The organism is Gaoshiqia sediminis (assembly GCF_025907915.1).
Classification (GTDB): Bacteria; Bacteroidota; Bacteroidia; order Bacteroidales; family Prolixibacteraceae; genus Gaoshiqia; species Gaoshiqia sediminis.
In genome coordinates this window covers 1-15,509 of sequence record NZ_JAPAAF010000035.1, presented here as the reverse complement: position 1 = coordinate 15,509, position 15,509 = coordinate 1, and the positions used below count along the sequence as shown (strand labels likewise).

The window sequence follows — 15,509 nt, the reverse complement described above, 5'->3', positions numbered from 1 at the left end:
CAAAAAAAGGAAGCCGAAGCCTCCTTTTATGAAACATATCTGATAAAAACATTAATCGCCGTTAATCGGACATTTTTTGAGGAAGAAAGGAACCGGCTCATGGCTTCCAGGCTCATTCACCTCCCAGGTATTTCCGGAACGCAACAGCTCTTCCACTTTCGAAATCTTGCGGCTGGCCTGTACGGTTTCAATCTGCCGCACCACCTCCTGGTCGTAAACAGGCGCCTGCACACTACGAATTACCCCCATGGCTACCGGGAAATCGGGCAAGGCCATATTGATCAGCGCCAAGTGCAAAGTTGGATCAACTTCCTTTGCATCATGCACCAGGATATCATCTATCGTATAACCATTCTGCCCAATGGTAACTACTTTCAGCCGGCCTTTTTCAAATACCAGGCCTTTCTCGTTTTCCTGTCCAAAGATCATGGGTTTGCCGTCTTCGAGGAAGAGTTGCCGTTCGGCACGATATTTTGGATCAGCAATTTGATCATGGATTCCATCGTTAAAGATGACACAGTTCTGCAAAACTTCAACCACAGAAGTCCCTTTGTGTTTGGCAGCTTCAACCAAAACCGACTGGGTATGCTTCACGTTGCTGTCCACCGCACGGGCAAAAAAGGAACCACTGGAACCAAGCACCAGCTGTCCGGGGACGAAGGGCGATTCTACCGTACCAAACGGGGAAGTTTTAGTAACCATTCCCCGGTCTGAGGTCGGCGAATACTGGCCTTTCGTCAGTCCGTAAATCTTATTATTGAAAAGGATCAGGTTCAAATCGATATTCCGTCGCACCAGGTGGATGAAATGATTTCCGCCAATGGCCAAGGCATCGCCGTCGCCGGTAATTACCCATACATTCAGGTCGGGATTGGCTGTTTTCACCCCAGAAGCGATAGCCGTAGCACGCCCGTGGATGGAATGGAACCCGAACGTACTCATGTAATACGGAAAGCGGGACGAACAACCGATACCGGAGATGACGGCAAATTTTTCGTGCGGTACGTTCATCTCGGCCATCGTGCGCTGCACGGCGTTCATAATGGCATAATCGCCACAACCCGGGCACCAGCGAACCTCGTTTTCACTCTTAAAATCTTTTGCTGTATAGTTAAAATCTGCCATGTTCTAGTCCTCCAGTAGTTTGTTAAAGTTTTCTTTCAGTTCAAGCACAGTAAAAGGCAAACCTTTTACTTTATTCACCTGGTGATAAGTGAACCCGGGCACTTTATCGCGCAGGTAACCGGCAAATTGCCCCATGTTCAACTCACATACAACAATCTTCTTAAATTGACTGAAAACTTCCTTTGTATTCTTGGGAAGCGGTTTAATAAAGTTGAAATGCGCCAGGCTCACGTTTTTACCTTCGTGGTGCATTTCGCGAACGGCGCTCAGGGTATGGCCATACGTCCCCCCCCAGCTTACGACAAGCAAATCGCCCGAAGTATCTCCGCACACTTCCAGCTGCGGGAGCATATCCACCACTTTCTCTACTTTATCAGCCCGGTATTCGGTATTTATCTGGTGATTTTCGGGATCGTGACTAACCGATCCTTCCACATTTTTCTCCAATCCGCCAATGCGATGCTGGAAGCCAGCCATTCCGGGAATAGCCCATTCGCGTGACAAGGTTTTCGGATCGCGTGCATAAGCTTTAAAGGAATCTTTATTTTTGGCTATACGCGGCGTAATTTCCGGAAGCTCATCCATGCCGGGCACACGCCAGGGTTCACTGCCGTTACCCAGGAAACCGTCGGTGAGCAGCACTACCGGAACCATGCGTTCCAACGCGATTTTGGCCGACAGGAATGCATAGTAAAAGCAATCGGAAGGTGTGCTGGCGGCAATCACGACCACCGGGCTTTCGCCATTACGTCCGTAGAGGGTTTGCATTAGGTCCGACTGCTCGGTTTTGGTAGGCAGGCCGGTGGAAGGACCACCACGCTGTACGTTTACCACCACCAGGGGCAACTCGGCCATTACCGACAGGCCAAGCGCTTCGGATTTCAGGGCAAAGCCTGGTCCCGAAGTCGTGGTGATAGCCAGGTCGCCGGCAAAAGCTGCGCCGATCGCCGTACAGATACCGGCAATTTCATCCTCAGCCTGAAAAGTCTTCACGCCTAAATCTTTGCGTTCCGACAAGGCCGAAAGGATGTCGGTGGCCGGGGTAATGGGATATGAGCCCAGGAACAGCTCCAAGCCAGCTTTTTCGGCAGCAGCCAGGAAGCCCCAAGCCGTTGCCTGGTTACCATTTATATTGCGGTACAATCCCTTTTCGATGGCAGCCGGATGAACAATGTACTGCGGGGTCATGTGCTGCATGTTCATCCCGTAGTTGTAACCTGCGTGCAACACCTTCAGGTTGGTTTCGACCACCAGCGGTTTCTTGGCAAATTTCTTTCTTAGGTAATTTTCGATATAATCGAGCGGACGGCCAAACATCCAACAAACGAGTCCCAGCGCAAACATGTTTTTGCTGCGCAACACTGACTTATTATCCAGGCCGTAGTCCTTTAAACTTTCCCGGGTAAGACTGGTAATTGGAACCGGAATTTTCTCGTAATCATCGAGGTGACATTCTCCAAACGGATCGTCGGTCTTGAAATTTGCCTTTGCGAGGTTCTTTTCATTAAACGAATCTACGTCGAAGATAATGGTACCACCGGGGTTCATAAACTTGGCGTTTGCCTTTACTGCAGCTGGATTCATGGCGACCAACACATGGGCATAATCGCCCGGGGTATTGATTTGTCTGCGGCCAAACTGCACCTGGAAGCCCGATACCCCGCCAACAGTTCCCTGCGGCGCCCTGATTTCCGAAGGATAATCCGGGAAGGTTGAAATATCGTTTCCATAAAGTGCAGAAGCATCCGAGAACAACGTTCCTGTTAACTGCATCCCGTCGCCCGAGTCACCGGAAAACCGAATGGCTACTTCTTCAAGTTCAATTACTTTAGCGTCTTTCATGTAACATATAATTTAAATACCTACAACTGTTCTTACAAACCTTTATAAAAACATAGCCAAAAATAACAAATTATAACCTTGGAACCAGTTTGAATAAAGGGCATCCGTTACAGACCCAAGCAAAAATAACCATTTATTAATAAGGTTTTCATGACACAATTAATAATTTGGAGGGTTTCTTATCTTTGCAAACAATATTAAAGAATACGGTTTATGGCACTTATAAAATCCCTCAAAGGAAAAACCCCGGTAATCGGCAAAGATTGCTTTCTAGCTGAAAATGCCACGATCATCGGCGATGTTGAAATTGGCGATCACTCCAGTATTTGGTACAGTGCGGTGGTGCGTGGCGATGTTCATTACATCAAAATCGGAAATAACACCAACGTGCAGGATTGTGCCGTGATTCACGCCACCTATCAGAAATCACCGACCAATATTGGCAACAATGTCATCATTGCCCACGGAGCTATCATTCACGGTTGCACTATTCACGACCAGGTGATGGTTGGGATGAATGCCGTTGTACTGGATGATGTAGTGGTAGAGAGCAATACGATTATTGCAGCCGGATCAGTAGTTACCAAAGGTACTCGTGTAGAAGGAAGCAGCGTGTATGCCGGTATTCCGGCCAAAAAAATTAAAACGCTCAGCAAAGAACTGCTGGAAGGTGAACTGCACCGCATTGCCGACGCCTACAGTACCTATGCCAGCTGGTATCAGGATTGATGATTGATGATTGATGAATACAGAATAACGATTGAAAAAGATGAAACCAACACTATTGATATTGGCAGCCGGAATGGGCAGCCGCTACGGAGGATTGAAACAAGTTGAGCCGGTTGGCCCCCATGGAGAGACCATCCTCGAGTATTCCATTTTTGACGCCATCCGAGCCGGCTTTGGCAAGGTCGTTTTTGTGATCCGCAAGAGCTTTGCCGACGAGTTTAAAGCTCGTTTTGAAGGAAAGCTGGACGGTAAAATAGCGGTAGAATACGTTTATCAGGAGCTGGACAAACTCCCCGAAGGATACGCTCTTCCGGAAGGACGTGAAAAGCCCTGGGGTACGGGTCACGCTATTTTGATGGCCAAAGATGTGATCCGGGAGCCTTTTGCCGCCATCAATGCGGATGACTTTTACGGAGCGGGCGCTTTCAGTGCCATCGCCTCCTTTTTTCAGCAGGAAGTATCGAAAAAAACTTATGCCATGGTGGGTTATCTGTTAAAAAATACCTTATCGGAATTTGGGACTGTTTCGCGCGGTATTTGTCAGACCGATGAAGCCGGAAACCTGGTAGAAATCACCGAGCGCCATCAGATTGCCCGGAATAACGGTTCTATTTATTTTGAAGACGAACAAGGGCAACCGGTAAAAGTGGACGACAGCACTCCTGTTTCTATGAATTTCTGGGGTTTTGCCCCATCGATATTCAATCATTTGGAAACGCTCTTTCGTGCATTCCTGGATGAAAAGATGCAGCAGCCCAAGTCAGAGTTCTACATTCCGAGCGTTGTCTTTGAGCTGATCCAAACTGGCCAAATACAATCGAAAGTTTTGCGGGCCGATTCGCCTTGGTTTGGCGTTACCTACCCCGAAGACAAGGCCTATGTGGTATCGCAGATTCGCAAGCTAACAGCAGAAGGCGTTTATCCTGAAAAATTGTGGTAGTACTTCCGTTATAAATGAATTTTTTGAGCATTGACAGCCTGCCCCATAAATTGTTGGGCGCGGGCTTCAAAAAGCTCAACCTGCTCGGTGGTATAGTACACTACTCTCCCGCCTTTGGAGCAAAACTTGTCGATTTCTGAATGACGATGCAAATAATCCAGCAACTTCTCCGAAACAATTTTGCCTTGCTCAATCACATTCACAGCCGGGTTAGGCAAATATTTCCGGATACTGTCGATCAGCAAAGGATAATGGGTACAGCCTAAAATCAGGCTATCGATTTTAGGGTCCTGTGCAAAAAGCTGGAGCACGTTTTTTTCAATAAAGTAGTCGGCACCGGGGGTTCCAATTTCGTCATTCTCCACCAAAGGCACCCACATGGGACAGGCCTGCTGGCTAACCATTTTGACGCGGCCATCCGACCATTTTTCCAGCTCAATCGGGTAGGAATGCGATGCCACCGTCCCCGATGTGGCCAATACTCCCACATGGCCGTTTTGAGTTATTTCTCCGGCTACCTCTACACTGGGACGGATCACACCCAAAACTCGTTTATGCGGAGCGATCCGTGGCAGGTCGTTTTGCTGAATGGAACGGAGGGCCTTTGCAGATGCCGTGTTGCAGGCCAACACCACCAGATGGCAGCCCATGTCGAACAGCTTTTTCACCGCCTCCAGCGTGTATTCGTACACCACGTTAAACGAACGCGTACCATAGGGTGTGCGGGCATTATCACCCAAATAAATAAAATCGTATTGCGGCAAGTAATGAACCAATTCTTTTAGCACGGTCAAGCCACCGTAGCCTGAATCAAAAACGCCTATGGGATGAAAATCTGTTGACATAAAAACCTTTTCAACAAAAATAAAAAAAGCCACCTGAACAGGCGGCTTTCCATTCAATTTATTTGAATGTCTTATTGAATGCCTAATTTTGCTTTTACCAAAGGCAACAAATCGATACTTGTATTTGATTTGTAAAGTACAGCGTTCGAGTCGAACACGTAAACAACGCCTTGTTCTTTAGCAACTACTTCAATCATTTCGTTGGCTTTATTGAAGATGGGCTGCATCAGTTCGCCTTGCTTTTGCTGCAATTTTTGCGAAGCTGTAGAATTGAAGCTCTGAATGCGCTGCTGTAGATTCTGCAAATCTTCTTCTTTGGACTCTCTGACAATATCAGTTAAAGAATCAGCTTTCTGTGTATATTCAGCCAATTTCGATTGAAATTCCTGCTGCATGCTTGCCAACTGATCTTCCAGTCCTTTGGCTTGTTCTTCGAGCGTTTTTTGAGCGGCTGCAGTTTCGGGCATTGCCTGAATCAACGCCTGTGAATCTATATGGGCAAACTTCAGCGTTTGCGCTTGTACCAAGCCAGCCGAAACCAGCATAATTGCTATCAAACAAATTTTGAAAACACTTTTCATGATCATTCTTAGATTTTAATATTGGTTCACAAATATAGGATATTAATTCTTATAACCAAGCTTTTGCAATACCTGGTCACTTAGGTCAAACTTAGGATTGGTATAGAGCATGCTTAAGCCACCGGCCTTGTCGAAGATAACAGCATAGCTGCCTTCGTTGGCCAATTCCTGAACGGCGTTGAAAATATCGTCCTGAATGGGTTTGATTAGCCCCTGGCGCTTTTTGAAGAGGTCACCATCGGGACCGAAATATTTTCGCTGCAAAGCTTTATATTCTTTCTCTTTGGTAATAATCACATCCTCGCGTTTGCGTTTCATGTCTTCGGACAAAAGAACAGATTCAGCCTGAAAATCCTTGTACATTTTCTCAACCTCACCATGGATGGTTTCCAGTTCTTTTTGATATTGTTTCGAGATCTGGTCCAACTGTTCCTGGGCAGCCGTATAAGACGGAATATTTTCGAGGATGTATTCCGTATCGACAAAAGCATATTTCTGCGCCATGGTCACTCCAGCAACCACCAGGAAGGCAACTAACATGATTATCCGTTTCATCACTTCAATTTTTTTTAAGTTTTTTCTGAATCAGTTCAATCAAATACCAAGCCAAACTCGTAACTATCAGAACTGCTGACCCATAACGAAGTGGAACTGACTTCCTCCAACCGATTTATCGCCGTTAACCGCATCAAACCCATATCCCCAGTCGATACCCATCAACCCAAACATGGGCAGGAAGATGCGCACACCCAAACCGGCAGAGCGTTTCAGGTCGAACGCGTTGTAATCTTTAAAGTCCATCCAGGCATTACCGCCTTCAATGAAGCCCAACAGATAAATGGTTGCCGAAGGTTTCAGGGTAACGGGGTATCGTAATTCCATCGTCAGTTTATGGTAGATATTCGATCCGGTAGTAGGGCTTAGGCTGTAATCCTGATAACCGCGCAGGGACACGATATCGGCACCGTAGAAGTTGTATCCGGACATACCCGATCCACCAACGCGGAAGCGTTCGAACGGTGAACGGCGGTATTTGTCAAAATAACCCAAAAAGCCATATTCAAATTTGGTGTGCAACACCAAGTTGGTATTTTTCGAAACCGGCGTGTACCAAGCCCCTTTCATTTTCCATTTATGGTATTCAATCCACTTATAACGATCTTCACTGGTCAGGTCCGGATCACTGTAATCTTTTCCGTTTAGCAATGAAAATGGAGGAGTAAACTGTAAGGCCAATGAAAACTCCGAACCTCTCCGCGAGTAAAGCGGGTTATCAACCGAGTTACGTCCGAAAGTTGTTTTAAAACTGAAGTTATTGAAACTACCACTTCCATCACCGGTTTCGTCATTCAGGAAGTAATAATAACTAGCCATATTTTTTAGGTTGTAGTGCTGATAGGACACTTCGTGGTAAAGCGTAAAAAAGTCATCCGGCCATCTCAAGCGGTATCCGTAACCTAATGCTGCAGAAGTGGTTATCTGAACCTGATCATCATCCGGGTTTGTATCTTCCTGATAAGGATAGCCGTAACCACTGTAGCCACCATAACCACCGCCATAACCACCGTAGCCACCATAATAGCTGTATGGGTTACCGTATCCATACCCACTGCCATAGGGGCTGTAAGAGCTATTGTAATAATTGTTGGCCGAATAGTTCACTTTTGAACGTGAAAATGAAACGGACAACGAATTCGGCTTTTTACCACCCAGCCAGGGCTCGATAAACGACAGGCTATACGATTGGTAAAACTTGCCGCTTGTTTGAGCACGTACGCTCAAGGTTTGTCCATCGCCTGTGGGTAAGGGGCGCCATGCTTCTTTATTGAAGAAATTGCGCACCGAGAAGTTGGAGAAACGCAGACCTACCGTACCCACAAACATGCGGGCACCCCAACCACCCGACAATTCAATCTGGTCGTTTGCCTTTTCCTGCAATTCATATTTAATGTCAACCGTACCGTCTTCGGGATGTGGAATAGGAACAGGATTAATAGCCTCGGGGTCGAAATGGCCGAGCTGCGACAACTCACGCACCGAACGGATAATATCAGATTTGCTAAACAAGTCACCCGGATACGTTCTAAGTTCGCGACGGGCAACATGTTCGTGCGTTTTCGTGTTCCCCTCGATAATTACTTTATTGATGGTAGCCTGGGTACCTTCGTAGATGCGCATTTCAAAATCGATGGAGTCGGCATTAATGTTTGCTTCTACCGGTTCGAGGTTGAAAAACAAGTACCCGTGGTCCAAATACAGGTTACTAACTGCATCATCGTCAGTGGTCAATCGTTTATCCAACAATTTTTGGTCAAACACATCACCTTTTTTAATACCCAACACAGCATCGAGGTAATCGCCCGGATAAACGGTATTCCCCATCCACTTCACATCGCCAAAATAATATTTGTCGCCTTCTTCTACCCAAATATCCAGACGGACACGGCCTTCGGCAACCGGGGTCACCGTATCGGTTACAATAGTAGCATCGCGGTAACCTTTCTCGTTATACTTGGCAATTACGTTGCCTTTATCTTCCCGGAACTTGTCCTCCAGAAATTTTTTGGTTTGGAAGAAGTTGCGCAGCTTCCGGGCATTGGTTTTTTTCATGGCCCGGTTCAGGGTACTTTCACTCAGGTTTTCAACCCCGTGAAAAATGATTTCTTCAACCTTTACCTTTTCCTTTTTATCGACCATGATATCCAGAATGACACTATTTTCCTGGACAGTATCATCTCGTTGTACAATATTCACTTCGGTATTCAAAAACCCCTTGTCGTGAAAAATGTTTTTAATGATCCGCTCTGCATTGATCAGCTGGTTATCTGTTACCTGGCTGCCCCGCAACAACAATACTTTTTCAGTAATGTCATCTTTTTCCGATTTCGAAACGCCAAAGAAATTAACATCGGCCAACCGGGGACGCTCCTGCAGGAAGATGTTCAGCCAGATAAAATCGCCATCTACTTTGCTGGCTTCAATTTTCACATCAGAGAACATTTGGTGTCCCCACAATTTCTTGATGGCATTGGAGATTTCCTCACCGGGAATTAAGATTTCGTCACCAACAGCAAGGCCGGATATTTGAATCAGCACATTGGTATCCAAATAACGTATGCCCAGAACGTCAATTCCTGCAATGGTATATTTTTGGGGGCTGGAGTAGTAAATTGAAAAGTTTGTTCCTTCTTCCTGAGCAAACGTAGTTAAACTCAATAAAAACAATACTAAGAAAATCTTCAGTTTTCGCATTTCCGGTAAATTGGTTAGCTCACAATTTGTTGACTGGTTTTTCCAAACCTTCTTTCTCTGTTTTGAAAATCGCAAATGGCCTCAAACAGGTTATCTTTCCTGAAATCGGGCCATAAAATCGGGGTGAAATAAAACTCGGTATAGGCTATTTGCCACAGCAAAAAGTTACTTACCCGGTTTTCCCCGCTGGTGCGGATGAGCAGTTCAGGGTCTGGAATTCCATTGGTGGTAAGGTATGTATCGATTAATTCGTTGTTGATTTGTTCAGTCCCGAGTTTTCCGCTTTTTACATCGTCAGCAATTTTTCTAACAGCTTCGGTAATTTCCCAACGGGCGCTGTAACTTAAGGCAAGAATGAGCGTCAGCCCGGTGCAATCTTTCAGTTCGTTAATAGACCAGTTCAGTTTATCCTGAACATCAACAGGGAGGCTATCAAAATCGCCGATCATCTGTAAGGATACATTTTTCTCCTTCAGCTTTTCGGTTTCCTCGTTTATGGCATGAACCAAAAGGCCCATCAGGGCATCAACCTCCTCTTTGGGACGCCCCCAGTTTTCGGTTGAAAAAGCGTACAAAGTAAGGTATTTCAAGCCGATTTCGCCGGCGCCTTCGACCACCGATCGAACCGACTCAACACCATGTTCGTGCCCAAAAGTCCGCTCATTTCCATGAAGTGCGGCCCAACGACCGTTTCCGTCCATGATAATGGCCACATGTTTTGGTAATTTTTCGCTTGCTATTTTATCTTTCAAAATCATTCACACTAATTTATGTTGTCGTAGGCCGGACATTTCTTGCCCCCCCGGTAAATGAGGTAGGACAAATGGACTCCAAAATGAAATGTCCAGTCGTTGTTATGCAAGGCGTCGTTGTATGTTGTCCAATAGCCCGCATTCTCTCCTGTCGCGGTGTAATATTTCAACGGATCATCCAGGTTGTCCAGGCGGTCATCCAAATATTTGCGGATCTGCCCTTCCATTCCTACCGACAAGCGTTCACCCACATTAAATTTAAAGCCAAATCCCAGCGGAATATTGGCTGCCACAACATTCTCCCGGTAAGCCTTGTCATATCCGGACGGTAAATTGGGCGCTGAATTTGTATTCAGATAAGGCACTACGCCTGCCAACATTTCCGGATCATAATCATACGGATAGAGGCTGACCCCAAGACCTACCAATAAATACGGCGTTATCGGATGACGCTTGCTCCCCATGATATACCGGAAAAAATTGAACTCGAACATCGCCGATACGTCGGTCACCATTTTGCCAAATTCCCAGGGATGGCTTTCATATGAGCCGATTACGTCCAGGTCGCTCACCATCACCGTACCCCGCAAACTGTACCGAGGATTAAAATTGTACCGGACAAACGCCCCGGCTGCCGGCCCCAAAGAACTTTTATAATTCACGGATGTCATATCTCCGGTGTAAGTTCCAACGCCGCCCCAAATACCAATATCAGCTGTCTTTTGTGCCGATAACACACCAAACATCAACAAGCTAAATGCGAGTAAAAACAATCGTTTCATGGATTATCTTTTTTCGTGAAAGGTTGATTAAAAAAGACAGCATTGCATATCGTTCCGGCATCAGATTTTACATTTTAAACATAACACCTTTCAAAGGCTACAAAAGTAATATAATTCTCAAAACATCATGCCTGCTGCCCCCTATAAAACCCAAATAGAGGTTAAAAATTGTTAAGTCCCAAATTAATTCCTGCGGTCGGCACCCCACATCAGTTTATTGCGCAACGTACTGAAAAAATCGTGCCCGGGAAGCTTTAGTGTCTGGACATGAAAATCAGCTTTGCGAATTAAGATTTCACCCGGAAAGTTTATGGCTTCGGAACGGGAATCGAGGGAGGCCAGAAATTGTTGTCCACGCCCTTCAACCCGGAGCGTGAGTTTATTGTGGTCGGGCACTACAATAGGCCGCATGGTAAGGTTGTGCGGGGCAATCGGGGTGATAACGATGCTTTTAGAGTCGGGGGTAAGTATGGGCCCTCCTACGCTCAGCGAATAGGCTGTCGATCCGGTGGGCGTGGCAATAATCAGGCCATCGGCCCAATAGGTGGTCAGGTATTGATCGTTCAAATACGTGTGGATATTGATCATCGATGACGTATCCATTTTAGTAACCGTGATCTCGTTGAGCGCATAATTGAAATCGCCGAACGTATCAATCAGGCCATCCACCTGCAAAACCGAACGCTCCTCAATTTCAAAATGGCCATTCACAATATTGTCCAGTGCCTCATCGATATCCTCGCGAGCAATGGCCGATAAAAAGCCCAGCCGCCCCAGATTAATCCCTGCTACCGGAATCGATTTATTCTTTAAAGCCAGGATGGATTTCAAAAATGTGCCGTCGCCTCCAATGCTGATCAGGTAACGGACCGATTCGGGCAACTCAGCTCCAGTGGTAAAAACACCAGCAATATCCGGCTGAATATGACAAGCCGATTTTACAAACTCGTGCATCGGCTTATAGAGGTACACTTTTATTTGCCGTTCTTTCAGCAATAAAAAAAGCCTGGTTAAATCAGGCGAAAAGACGGGATCGAGGCTCAAACCAAAAATTGCTATCATCATATCGGGGTTACTGTTGTAAAGTCAAAAGTCAAAACCGTAAAAAGACATCAAACTTTTATTAATAAATTCATTAAAACTCCTGTCAGAAATGTCGAAACACTAAATATTCAGGTACTTCATCAACAATTCAAACCGGTCATCATATAAATGTTTCAACACCGAATCATCCATAAACACCGATTTGATAACGTAATCGAAACGCACAAAAGTCTGGATAACGGGCGACAAATCCATTTGATTTATCTTCAGAGTCACCGTAATCTCCTTTGAATCATCTGACTTCGAAACATACAGGCTTAAAATTTTAGCGTCATTCCCTTCCACAATCCTGGCAATTTCGGCCAGCGAATAATCAATCGGGTTTAACTCCAGCACAATCACCCCTCCCGGCTCATTTACAGCGACCAGATCGGCAAAACGCTGTGCCAGGTCAAATACGGTAATAACCCCTCTGTATTGGTGCTCCTGATCAAGCACAGGAACTACCGTAATTTTCAATCTCGACACGACCGAGACCACTTCATAAATATGTTGACTGACACCAACATGCGGCTGAACCAAAAAATCGCGGCAGTCCTCCATCAACTTATCATTCAGGTTCAAATCATAAATTGACTTGTCCGATATCAGTCCCAGATACTGATGGTTATCCACCACCGGCAAGTGGGAAATACGGAAAATTTCCATCCAATTCAACGCCTTTTGGCCGTTGTCCGTCAACCGTAACGAAGGAATGACATCCGATATGAGTTCTTTTGCCAACAAAACTTTTCAAGTTTGAATTCTAATCTTTCAATAGTATGTTGTAACTTGCAGGCCTATTTCATTTACCATGACCAGACTAAGTGTAAATATAAACAAAATAGCAACATTAAGAAACTCCCGCGGAGGTTCTATCCCCAGTGTGGTGGAAGCTACCATAAACTGTCAAAAATTTGGTGCAGAGGGCATTACGGTGCATCCCCGGCCTGATGAGCGACATATTCGCCGGCAGGACGTGTACGATATTAAACCACACATTACCACCGAATTAAATATCGAGGGTTACCCAAGTAAAGATTTCATGAAATTAGTGATCGATGTGAAAGCCGACCAGGCTACTCTGGTACCCGATAAGCCGGGACAGCTGACTTCGGACCACGGCTGGGACACGATCAAAAACGAATCTTTTCTGCGTGATGTGATCAGCGAACTTAAATCTCATGGCATCCGGGCTTCCATTTTTGTTGATCCGGACCAGAAAATGGTAGAAGGCGCGAAAAAAGTCGGCACCGACCGCATTGAACTTTACACAGAGCCTTATGCCAGCGGATACATGGCCGATCCGGAAAAAGCAGTTGCCCCATTTGTGGCCGCCTCAAAACTTGCCAAAAGCTTGGGTTTGGGGATCAATGCCGGGCACGACCTGAACTTGAAGAACCTCAAATACCTGATCGACATGATTCCCTATATCGAGGAAGTTTCCATTGGCCATGCGCTGATCGCCGATGCCCTTTACATGGGACTGCGAAATACCATACAGGAATACCTCGAATGCATCAAACCTTAAATGCATGGAGTTATTTTTCAGGGAAGAAGGTTCGCCGGGTAAAAACATTGTCATTGTACACGGACTTTACGGCTCGTCGGACAATTGGCTGACCACCGGAAAGAAACTGGGCGCCCACTACCATGTTTACCTGATCGATCAGCGCAACCATGGTCGATCGCCCAATGCACCTGCACATTCCTACGAATTAATGAAAGAAGATTTGGCTGAGTTTTTCGAACGTCAGCAAATCGAAAAAGCCATCGTGATTGGGCACAGCATGGGCGGCAAAACGGCCATGTACTTTGCTGCCGATTATCCCGAAAAAGTTGAAAAGTTGATCGTGGTGGACATTGCTCCAAAAGATTACCTGCAATACCAGGAAACCAGCCAATATTATCAGCACCAGCTGATTCTGGAAACCTTGCGCGAATTGAACAATCACTGCGAAAAATACCAATCGCGCGAAGGAATTGCCGACTTCCTGAAACTAAAACTGGGCAACCGGGAACTGGTTCAGTTTCTGCTGAAAAGTATTTACCGCAACAAGGAAACCAAGCATTTTAAATGTCGCGTAAACGTGGATGTTTTATATGATTCGCTCGATGAAATTGTGGGTGGTGTGAATTATCGCTGGCTGGAAGACCGTATCCCGATCCTGCAATACCCCGTTTTGTTTGTCCGGGGCGAGAAGTCGAATTACCTGACTGCCGAAGATGAAACGATGATCCGGAAAATCTATCCCGAAGCCAAGATTGAAACCATCCCCGATGCCGGGCACTGGCTCCATGCCGAACAACCCAAATTGTTTATGGAGGCTATCAGCCGCTTCATAAACACGTAAGGATTTGACCCGGTTGCGCCTGTCGGTTTCTGCGTCACCCTGTCCGAAAATCAAGTAGTTCTATTTTAGATATTTCCGGTAATAATTAGCCTTTTCCGGGTTTTCGAAACGGGTATAAATATTGACCATATAAGCAGCATACTGCGAATTGGGCCCCATCTCCCACAAAACTTCAAAATGGCGTAACGATTTCTGAAAATCGGCATTCACCAGTTTTAGTTCCTGCAACAAATGATGATGTTGGAGGTGGGTACGGTTCTTCTCGTAAGCTTTCATCTCGCGTTGGTAACGCTCTTCTGCCTGACGGTAATATTTCTCGCCCAGCCATTCAAGGGCTTTCACATGTTTCGGATTCAGAGCCAACAATTCTTCTGCCGCGGTGTCGGCCACATCATCATTTTTCAATTTTCGCTGGATAGAGAAATACTTATCCAGATATTTTTCAGCGGACCGGTTCTCAGCCTTCATCATCGGCCAAAGTTCTGCCGCATTCCCTTCATTTCCAATCTTTTCATAAATTTCAAACAATCGGGTAGCCACCCCTGCCGAGTCCGGATTTTCCGGGTAATTTTCGTGGTAGGATTCCAACGTCTGTAATTCTTTCGACAGATTTTGCTGCTGGCTATAAATATCGGCCAAGTCCAGAAACAACTCCCGATTGGCAAAGTTCCCTTGCCGTGCCTGGCTGTACCAATTTTCGGCCAAATCAAATTGATTGGCCCGATAAGCCGAGCGGGCTGCACGGGCATAAACCTCAGGAGCCATATCACTTCCAGCAGCCATCTGCTGTTCAAAAAACAATTGCCACGACGCTGTGGCTGATGAATAATCTCCGTTTAATTCAGCATTCTCGGCATTTTGCCGGTGCGAAACCATTACCTTGGGAGCACTACAGCCCACCAACATACCGACCAACACTACAATCACTCCAACCCGGCTTTTCATATCCTTCATTTTTATTTTTGTTTTACACGAATCGATTTACATCTGACCACTTCAACCATCCCAAAGTCCACCGGATCATCCAATCAGAAAGCGGTAAAAGTAATACAAATGACCATCTCTCCAAAACCGTCCCTCCAAAAGCACAGCATATTAAATAGCCTGCACGAACACCTACCTAAAAACAAAGGGCATTCCCAAAACAGGAACGCCCCTCGATATCTTTGAAATTAATCTATCCGAATTAAATCTGCTCGAAGAAGTCGTTCCCTTTATCATCCA

15 protein-coding genes are annotated in these 15,509 nt (G+C 45.8%); 4 read left to right on the top strand and 11 right to left on the bottom strand.

Translation table 11 applies throughout. The features are described from left to right. Positions 1 to 51 precede the first annotated feature (51 nt). Both N2K84_RS16640 and N2K84_RS16635 read right to left on the bottom strand, forming a co-directional pair. On the bottom strand, positions 52 to 1,125 hold the full coding sequence (locus tag N2K84_RS16640) for a 2-oxoacid:ferredoxin oxidoreductase subunit beta (protein WP_282592963.1): 1,074 nt from the start codon (positions 1,123 to 1,125) through the stop codon (positions 52 to 54). A 3-nt stretch (positions 1,126 to 1,128) separates the two neighbouring features. Next, a complete protein-coding gene (locus N2K84_RS16635; protein ID WP_282592962.1) occupies positions 1,129 to 2,967 on the bottom strand; it encodes a 2-oxoacid:acceptor oxidoreductase subunit alpha in 1,839 nt (612 codons plus the stop codon). A 213-nt stretch (positions 2,968 to 3,180) separates the two neighbouring features. On the opposite strand from N2K84_RS16635, the gene N2K84_RS16630 reads away from it, so the two are divergent. Further along, positions 3,181 to 3,696 (top strand): gamma carbonic anhydrase family protein, encoded by a 516-nt coding sequence (locus tag N2K84_RS16630; protein WP_282592961.1) that lies wholly within the window; start codon positions 3,181 to 3,183, stop codon positions 3,694 to 3,696. Between the two features lie 40 nt (positions 3,697 to 3,736). Continuing rightward, on the top strand, positions 3,737 to 4,636 hold the full coding sequence (locus N2K84_RS16625; protein ID WP_282592960.1) for a nucleotidyltransferase family protein: 900 nt from the start codon (positions 3,737 to 3,739) through the stop codon (positions 4,634 to 4,636). Between the two features lie 8 nt (positions 4,637 to 4,644). Here N2K84_RS16625 and murI read toward each other — a convergent pair whose 3' ends face one another. From murI to N2K84_RS16585, 8 genes are all read right to left on the bottom strand, one after another. After that, positions 4,645 to 5,481, bottom strand: coding sequence for a glutamate racemase (gene murI / locus N2K84_RS16620; protein ID WP_282592959.1), 837 nt, complete (start codon positions 5,479 to 5,481; stop codon positions 4,645 to 4,647). A gap of 71 nt (positions 5,482 to 5,552) precedes the next feature. After that, a complete protein-coding gene (locus N2K84_RS16615; RefSeq protein WP_282592958.1) occupies positions 5,553 to 6,062 on the bottom strand; it encodes an OmpH/Skp family outer membrane protein in 510 nt (169 codons plus the stop codon). 42 nt (positions 6,063 to 6,104) lie between these two features. Next, complete coding sequence (locus N2K84_RS16610; RefSeq protein WP_282592957.1) at positions 6,105 to 6,617, bottom strand: OmpH/Skp family outer membrane protein; 513 nt, start codon at positions 6,615 to 6,617, stop codon at positions 6,105 to 6,107. 66 nt (positions 6,618 to 6,683) lie between these two features. Continuing rightward, a complete protein-coding gene (gene bamA / locus N2K84_RS16605; protein WP_282592956.1) occupies positions 6,684 to 9,314 on the bottom strand; it encodes an outer membrane protein assembly factor BamA in 2,631 nt (876 codons plus the stop codon). 14 nt (positions 9,315 to 9,328) lie between these two features. After that, complete coding sequence (gene uppS / locus N2K84_RS16600) at positions 9,329 to 10,072, bottom strand: undecaprenyl pyrophosphate synthase (protein ID WP_282592955.1); 744 nt, start codon at positions 10,070 to 10,072, stop codon at positions 9,329 to 9,331. A 5-nt stretch (positions 10,073 to 10,077) separates the two neighbouring features. After that, entirely contained in the window at positions 10,078 to 10,848 is a 771-nt protein-coding gene (gene porG / locus N2K84_RS16595; protein ID WP_282592954.1) for a type IX secretion system protein PorG, read from the bottom strand. Between the two features lie 183 nt (positions 10,849 to 11,031). Beyond that, the gene (locus tag N2K84_RS16590; protein ID WP_282592953.1) at positions 11,032 to 11,913 is read right to left on the bottom strand and encodes an NAD kinase; all 882 of its coding nucleotides are present in this window, start codon (positions 11,911 to 11,913) and stop codon (positions 11,032 to 11,034) included. Between the two features lie 99 nt (positions 11,914 to 12,012). Next, complete coding sequence (locus N2K84_RS16585) at positions 12,013 to 12,675, bottom strand: CBS domain-containing protein (protein ID WP_282592952.1); 663 nt, start codon at positions 12,673 to 12,675, stop codon at positions 12,013 to 12,015. Between the two features lie 70 nt (positions 12,676 to 12,745). On the opposite strand from N2K84_RS16585, the gene N2K84_RS16580 reads away from it, so the two are divergent. Next, positions 12,746 to 13,462, top strand: coding sequence for a pyridoxine 5'-phosphate synthase (locus N2K84_RS16580; RefSeq protein ID WP_282592951.1), 717 nt, complete (start codon positions 12,746 to 12,748; stop codon positions 13,460 to 13,462). A 4-nt stretch (positions 13,463 to 13,466) separates the two neighbouring features. Beyond that, on the top strand, positions 13,467 to 14,285 hold the full coding sequence (locus tag N2K84_RS16575) for an alpha/beta fold hydrolase (RefSeq protein WP_282592950.1): 819 nt from the start codon (positions 13,467 to 13,469) through the stop codon (positions 14,283 to 14,285). 60 nt (positions 14,286 to 14,345) lie between these two features. Here N2K84_RS16575 and N2K84_RS16570 read toward each other — a convergent pair whose 3' ends face one another. Further along, the gene (locus tag N2K84_RS16570; protein WP_282592949.1) at positions 14,346 to 15,239 is read right to left on the bottom strand and encodes a tetratricopeptide repeat protein; all 894 of its coding nucleotides are present in this window, start codon (positions 15,237 to 15,239) and stop codon (positions 14,346 to 14,348) included. Positions 15,240 to 15,509 lie beyond the last annotated feature (270 nt).

Coding starts and splice junctions, on each gene's coding strand:
- N2K84_RS16640 (WP_282592963.1), bottom strand. CDS start 1,125: ATGGCAGATTTTAACTATACAGCAAAAGATTTTAAGAGTGAAAACGAG.
- N2K84_RS16635 (WP_282592962.1), bottom strand. CDS start 2,967: ATGAAAGACGCTAAAGTAATTGAACTTGAAGAAGTAGCCATTCGGTTT.
- N2K84_RS16630 (WP_282592961.1), top strand. CDS start 3,181: ATGGCACTTATAAAATCCCTCAAAGGAAAAACCCCGGTAATCGGCAAA.
- N2K84_RS16625 (WP_282592960.1), top strand. CDS start 3,737: ATGAAACCAACACTATTGATATTGGCAGCCGGAATGGGCAGCCGCTAC.
- murI (WP_282592959.1), bottom strand. CDS start 5,481: ATGTCAACAGATTTTCATCCCATAGGCGTTTTTGATTCAGGCTACGGT.
- N2K84_RS16615 (WP_282592958.1), bottom strand. CDS start 6,062: ATGAAAAGTGTTTTCAAAATTTGTTTGATAGCAATTATGCTGGTTTCG.
- N2K84_RS16610 (WP_282592957.1), bottom strand. CDS start 6,617: ATGAAACGGATAATCATGTTAGTTGCCTTCCTGGTGGTTGCTGGAGTG.
- bamA (WP_282592956.1), bottom strand. CDS start 9,314: ATGCGAAAACTGAAGATTTTCTTAGTATTGTTTTTATTGAGTTTAACT.
- uppS (WP_282592955.1), bottom strand. CDS start 10,072: ATGATTTTGAAAGATAAAATAGCAAGCGAAAAATTACCAAAACATGTG.
- porG (WP_282592954.1), bottom strand. CDS start 10,848: ATGAAACGATTGTTTTTACTCGCATTTAGCTTGTTGATGTTTGGTGTG.
- N2K84_RS16590 (WP_282592953.1), bottom strand. CDS start 11,913: ATGATGATAGCAATTTTTGGTTTGAGCCTCGATCCCGTCTTTTCGCCT.
- N2K84_RS16580 (WP_282592951.1), top strand. CDS start 12,746: ATGACCAGACTAAGTGTAAATATAAACAAAATAGCAACATTAAGAAAC.
- N2K84_RS16575 (WP_282592950.1), top strand. CDS start 13,467: ATGGAGTTATTTTTCAGGGAAGAAGGTTCGCCGGGTAAAAACATTGTC.
- N2K84_RS16570 (WP_282592949.1), bottom strand. CDS start 15,239: ATGAAGGATATGAAAAGCCGGGTTGGAGTGATTGTAGTGTTGGTCGGT.